We start from the raw sequence: 5,632 nt of genomic DNA on the forward strand, positions 1-5,632 counted from the left end.
TCAGCCGTTCTCGGGCCCGCAGACGCAGGCCGAGAATGGTCCGTCGCTCCGCCTCACGCGAAATCGAGCTGCACCTTGATCGCCTTCGACTTGTCGGCGGCAAGGTCGAATGCCTCGACGGCCCGGTCCACCGGGATCGTCGCCGTCAGCAGCGGCGAGAGATCGATGCGGCCGGAGCCGATCATCGCCACCGCCCAGTCGAACTCCTCGTGGAAGCGGAAGGAGCCGCGCAGCTCAAACTCCTTCGCGACGACCACGTTCATCGGAAGCGTGAACTGGCCGCCGACGCCGATCTGGACGATGACGCCGCCCGGCCGCACCACATCGAAGGCGCCGGTCAGAGCATGCTGATTGCCCGAGGCCTCGAACATCACGTCGAACGCGCCCTTCTCGGCGCCATATTCGGACTTCAGCCGCTCCGGCTCGGCGGCCACGTTGACGGTCGCGGTCGCACCCATCTTGCGCGCGATCGGGAGCGGCCCGTCGACGACATCGGTGGCGACGATCTCGGAGGCTCCCGCCGCCTTCGCTGCGAGGATGGTGAGAGCGCCGATCGGCCCCGCCCCTGTCACCAGCACGCGCTTGCCGAGCAGCGGCCCGGCGCGCTTGGCGGCGTGCAGGCAGACCGACAGCGGCTCGGCGAAGGCCGCCTCGGCAGCGGTGACATGCGGCGCCACCTGCACCGCCTGCCGCTCCTCGATCACCAGGACGTCACGGAAGCCGCCCTGCACATGGGGGAAGCGCATCGCCGAACCATAGAACAGCATGTCGGTGCAATGCTGCTGCAGCCCCATCTGACAATAGCGGCAACGGCCGCAAGCCCGGCTCGGGTTGACCGCGACCCGGTCGCCCGGCCTCACCCGCGAGACCTCGGCACCGACCGCCTCGACCCGGCCGGCGATCTCATGGCCGAGGATCATCGGCTCGCGCACGCGGATCGTGCCGAAGCCGCCATGAAGATAGTAGTGCAGGTCCGAGCCGCAGATGCCACCGGCCTCGATCCTGACCCTGACGTCGCGTGGCCCGAGTTCGGGCGCCGTGGTCGGCTCGACGCGCAGGTCCTTCTCTGCATGAATGACGACGGCCCGCATGTCTCGCTCCCGCTTCTGCCGCGATATCAGGCTCGCGACCATTGTCTAATCGATTGAAACCTGCTTACCGAAGGATGCAGGCTTCGTGCAAACCGAATTTGCCCATAACCGAAGCACTCCGGGAGGATACGCCATGTCGCTGTCGCTGTTCAGTCTCGAAGGCAAGATCGCGCTGGTCACCGGCTCCGGCCAGGGCATCGGGCTCGCGCTCGCGGAAGGCCTGTCGGAGGCCGGCGCCCATGTCGTGCTGAACGGCCGTGACAAGGCCAAGCTCGAACGCGCCCGGCAGGCGCTCGCGACGGCCGGCCGCAAGGCGTCCGTCGCGGCCTTCGACGTCACCGACCAGAAAGCCGTGGAGGCCGGCATCGCCGGGATCGAGGCCGATATCGGGCCGATCGACATCCTCATCAACAATGCCGGCATGCAGAAACGGGCGCCGATCACCGAGTTCCCGGTCGAGGGCTGGCACGAGGTGATGAACACCAACCTGCATTCGGTGTTCTACGTCACCCAGGCCGTGACCAAGCGGATGGTGCCGCGCAAGCGCGGCAAGATCATCAATATCGGCTCGGTGATGAGCGAGCTCGGCCGCGCCACCATCATCCCCTATACCGCCTCGAAGGGCGCTGTGAAGATGATGACGCGCGGGCTGGCCGCCGAGCTCGGCAAGCACAACATCCAGGCCAACGCCATCGGCCCCGGCTATTTCGCGACGGAGATCAATGCCGCGCTGATCGCCGACGAGGCCTTCTCGAACTGGGTGTCCAGCCGCACGCCGGCCGGGCGTTGGGGCGAGACTAAGGAACTCGTCGGCGCCGCCATCTTCCTGTCGGCTCCCGCCTCGGATTACGTCAACGGCCATCTGCTGATGGTCGATGGCGGGTTGACCGCGGTGGTGTGAGGCAAGCCCAAACCTCGATCTCGGGCAAAGCGCTGCGCAGGCCCGAGAATCTCATGGCGAGAGAAGGCCGGAGCCCCTCCGGCAGGAATCGCCCGGGCCTGGCCCGAGCCTGAAGGCGCAGCTTCAGGCCGCCGCCTTCGTCACGGCATCGACGACATCGTCCACCGCGCGCTCGACCAGATCCCGGTCATCGCCTTCGGCCATGACCCGGATCACCGGCTCGGTCCCCGATGGACGGATCACCAAACGCCCGCTGTCCCCCAGAAGCTGCTTCGCGGCCTCGATGGCACTGATGACCGGCTGCTCCTCGAGCGGCTTTCCGGTCTTGTAGCGCACGTTCTTGAGAATTTGCGGCAGTGGCTCGAAGCAGTGGCACACTTCCGAGACCGGCTTGTCCATCCGCTTGACCACGGCGAGCAGCTGCAGCGCCGCAACGAGGCCGTCCCCGGTCGTGCCGAAATCCGAGAGGATGATGTGGCCCGACTGTTCGCCGCCGAGGTTGAAGCCGTGGTTGCGCATGTGCTCCAGCACATAGCGGTCCCCGACCGCCGTACGCGCCAGCGACAGGCCAAGCCCCGCCAGATAGCGTTCCAGACCGAGATTGGACATCACGGTGGCGACGATGCCCGGCGCCGACAGGCGGCCGTCCTCCATCCAGCTGCGCGCGATCACGGCCATCAGCTGGTCGCCATCGACGACATGCCCGTGCTCGTCGACGACCAGCACGCGGTCGGCGTCGCCGTCGAGTGCGATGCCGACATCGGCACGCAGTTCCCTGACCTTGCCGATCAGCGCGGTGGGATGGGTCGAGCCGACCTCCTGGTTGATGTTGAAGCCATCCGGCTCGTCGCCGATGGTGATGACTTCGGCGCCCAGTTCCCATAGCGCTTGCGGGGCAACCTTGTAGGCAGCGCCATTCGCGCAATCGAGCACGATGCGCAGGCCTTCCAGGCTCAGATTGCGCGGCAGCGTCCGCTTCGCGAACTCGACATAGCGAGCATCGGAACTATCGATGCGCTTGGCCCGCCCGAGCAGAGGCGAGGTTGCCAGGCGGGGGCCGAGGTCCGCGTCGATCAGCGCCTCGATCTCCCGTTCGACCTCATCGTTGAGCTTGTACCCGTCGGGCCCGAACAGCTTGATGCCGTTGTCCTCATAGGCGTTGTGCGAGGCCGAGATCATCACGCCGAGGTCGGCGCGCATCGAGCGCGTGAGCATCGCGACAGCCGGCGTCGGCATAGGGCCGAGCAGCATCACGTCCATGCCGACCGAGGTAAAACCGGCGACCATCGCGTACTCGATCATGTAGCCGGAAAGGCGCGTGTCCTTGCCGATCACGACCCGGTGGCGATGCTCGCCGCGGCGGAAGGCAAGCCCCGTGGCCTGGCCGACCTTCATGGCGAGATCAGGCGTGATGACGCCGTTGGCCCGTCCACGAATGCCGTCGGTTCCAAAATATTTGCGCGTCATAGGATCTCGATTCCGAGGGGCTGCAACGCCCGATTGTCGGCGTTCTATAACCAAAAGAACTTTCCGCCTTCTCACAAATTATGACGGAACGTGACATGGCGGCTACCCATACGAAAAGGGCGGCCACGGGGCCGCCCTTTCCTTGATCCTTGCTGCGGGCTCAGGCCTGCGGCTGCGGCTCCATGCCGGCATCGGGCTCGCCACGCTTGCGGCCCTTGCCGGCGCTCGGCACCGCCGAACCGCGCGGCGCATGCGGCGTGTCGTCGAGATCGCGCGAAGGGCGCTTGCCTGCGATGAGATCGCGGATTTCCTCGCCCGTCAGCGTCTCGAACTCGAGCAGCGCCTCGGCCACCTGCACGAACTCCTCGTGGTGCTCGGTCAGGATCTTTTTCGCGTCGGCATAGCCCTCGTCGACGAGGCGCTTGACCTCGGCGTCGATCTTCTGCGCGGTCGCCTCCGAGAGCGACTGGCTGCGGCCCATCGACATCCCCAGGAAGACCTCCTCCTGATTGTCGCCATAGGCGACCATGCCGAGCTCGTCCGAATAGCCCATCTGGGTGACCATGGCCTTGGCCATCTTGGTCGCCTGCTGGATGTCGCCGGTGGCGCCAGAGGTGATGTTCTCCTTGCCGAAGGTGATCTCCTCCGCGACGCGCCCGCCCATGGCGACCGCGAGCTGCGAGGTGAACTCCTTGTACTTCATCGAGTAGCGGTCACCCTCCGGCAGGAACTTGACCATGCCGAGCGCGCGGCCGCGCGGGATGATCGTCGCCTTGTGCACCGGCACGCCGGCGGGGACGTAGAGGCCGACGATCGCATGGCCAGCCTCGTGATAGGCGGTCAGCTTCTTCTCCTCCTCGGACATGGCCATCGACTTGCGCTCGGCGCCCATCATGACCTTGTCCTTGGCGTCCTCGAACTCGGCATGGGTGACCATGCGCTTGCCGCGGCGGGCCGCCAGCAGCGCCGCCTCGTTGACGAGGTTCATCAGGTCGGCGCCCGAGAAGCCGGGCGTGCCGCGGGCCAGGATCTTGAGGTCGACATCCGGCGCCATCGGCACCTTGCGGACATGGACGCGCAGGATCTTCTCGCGGCCGGCGACGTCGGGGTTCGGCACGACGATCTGGCGGTCGAAACGGCCGGGGCGCAACAGCGCCGGATCGAGCACGTCCGGACGGTTCGTCGCGGCGATGATGATCACGCCTTCGTTGGGCTCGAAGCCGTCCATCTCGACGAGGAGCTGGTTCAGCGTCTGCTCGCGCTCGTCATTGCCACCGCCGAGGCCGGCGCCGCGATGACGGCCGACCGCGTCGATCTCGTCGATGAAGATGATGCAGGGCGCGTTCTTCTTGGCCTGCTCGAACATGTCGCGGACACGGCTCGCGCCGACGCCGACGAACATCTCGACGAAGTCCGAGCCCGAGATGGTGAAGAACGGCACATTGGCCTCGCCGGCGACGGCGCGCGCCGTCAGCGTCTTGCCGGTGCCGGGAGGGCCGACGAGCAGGACGCCACGCGGAATACGCCCGCCGAGCCGCTGGAACTTCTGCGGATCGCGCAGGAACTCCACGATCTCCTGCAGGTCTTCCTTGGCCTCGTCGATGCCGGCGACGTCCTCGAAGGTGACGCGGCCATGCGCCTCCGTGAGCAGCTTGGCCTTCGACTTGCCGAAGCCCATCGCGCGGCCGGCGCCGTTCTGCATCTGGCGGGACATGAAGATCCACAGGCCGATGAAGATGACGAAGGGCAGCGAATTGACCAGCAGTGCCATGAACCACGGGGTGCCCTCGGACGGAGCACGGGCCGAGACCTGCACGCCCTTCTGGGCCATGGTCTTCAGCAGGTTCGGATCGCCATAGGGCGCATAGGTCACGAAGTTGCGGCCATCGGAGAAGGTGCCCGAGATCTCCTGCCCGGCAACGACCACGTTGGAGACGCGGCCGGCTTCGGCTTCGTTGATCAGCTGGCTATAGGGAATCTCGTTGGTGCTCGAGCGCTGGCTCGGGCTCTGGAACAGCGTCACCAACGCCAGGACCAGCAGAAAAATCACCACCCAGAGGGCAAAATTGCGAAAATTCGGATTCATCACCAGTCCGATCGGGCCTGCCGGTCCAACCGGATAAGGCCAAGGGTTTCCTCGACTAATCTAGGAGCGGCGTTCGCCCTTGCCAAG

Annotated in this window: 4 protein-coding genes; 1 reads left to right on the top strand and 3 read right to left on the bottom strand. The window is 66.2% G+C overall.

What is annotated here, in order from left to right:
- Window positions 1–53: 53 nt before the first annotated feature.
- Window positions 54–1,091, bottom strand: coding sequence for an L-idonate 5-dehydrogenase (locus tag ACIPIA_RS09365; RefSeq protein WP_400508833.1), 1,038 nt, complete (start codon window positions 1,089–1,091; stop codon window positions 54–56).
- Between the two features lie 133 nt (window positions 1,092–1,224).
- Between ACIPIA_RS09365 and ACIPIA_RS09370 the strand changes: the two genes are divergently transcribed.
- Entirely contained in the window at window positions 1,225–1,992 is a 768-nt protein-coding gene (locus ACIPIA_RS09370; RefSeq protein ID WP_400508835.1) for an SDR family NAD(P)-dependent oxidoreductase, read from the top strand.
- A gap of 123 nt (window positions 1,993–2,115) precedes the next feature.
- Here the strand turns inward: ACIPIA_RS09370 and glmM are convergent, their stop codons facing one another.
- Window positions 2,116–3,459 (bottom strand): phosphoglucosamine mutase, encoded by a 1,344-nt coding sequence (gene glmM, locus ACIPIA_RS09375; protein WP_400508836.1) that lies wholly within the window; start codon window positions 3,457–3,459, stop codon window positions 2,116–2,118.
- 160 nt (window positions 3,460–3,619) lie between these two features.
- Complete coding sequence (gene ftsH, locus ACIPIA_RS09380) at window positions 3,620–5,545, bottom strand: ATP-dependent zinc metalloprotease FtsH (protein WP_400508838.1); 1,926 nt, start codon at window positions 5,543–5,545, stop codon at window positions 3,620–3,622.
- Between the last annotated feature and the right edge of the window lie 87 nt (window positions 5,546–5,632).

Origin of the sequence: Allobosea sp. CER48, assembly GCF_044752385.1 — a bacterium.
In the GTDB taxonomy this organism is placed as follows: domain Bacteria; phylum Pseudomonadota; class Alphaproteobacteria; order Rhizobiales; family Beijerinckiaceae; genus Allobosea.

Excerpts from the sequence above, each read along its gene's own strand:
- ftsH (WP_400508838.1), bottom strand. The coding sequence starts at position 5,545 with ATGAATCCGAATTTTCGCAATTTTGCCCTCTGGGTGGTGATTTTTCTG.
- glmM (WP_400508836.1), bottom strand. The coding sequence starts at position 3,459 with ATGACGCGCAAATATTTTGGAACCGACGGCATTCGTGGACGGGCCAAC.
- ACIPIA_RS09365 (WP_400508833.1), bottom strand. The coding sequence starts at position 1,091 with ATGCGGGCCGTCGTCATTCATGCAGAGAAGGACCTGCGCGTCGAGCCG.
- ACIPIA_RS09370 (WP_400508835.1), top strand. The coding sequence starts at position 1,225 with ATGTCGCTGTCGCTGTTCAGTCTCGAAGGCAAGATCGCGCTGGTCACC.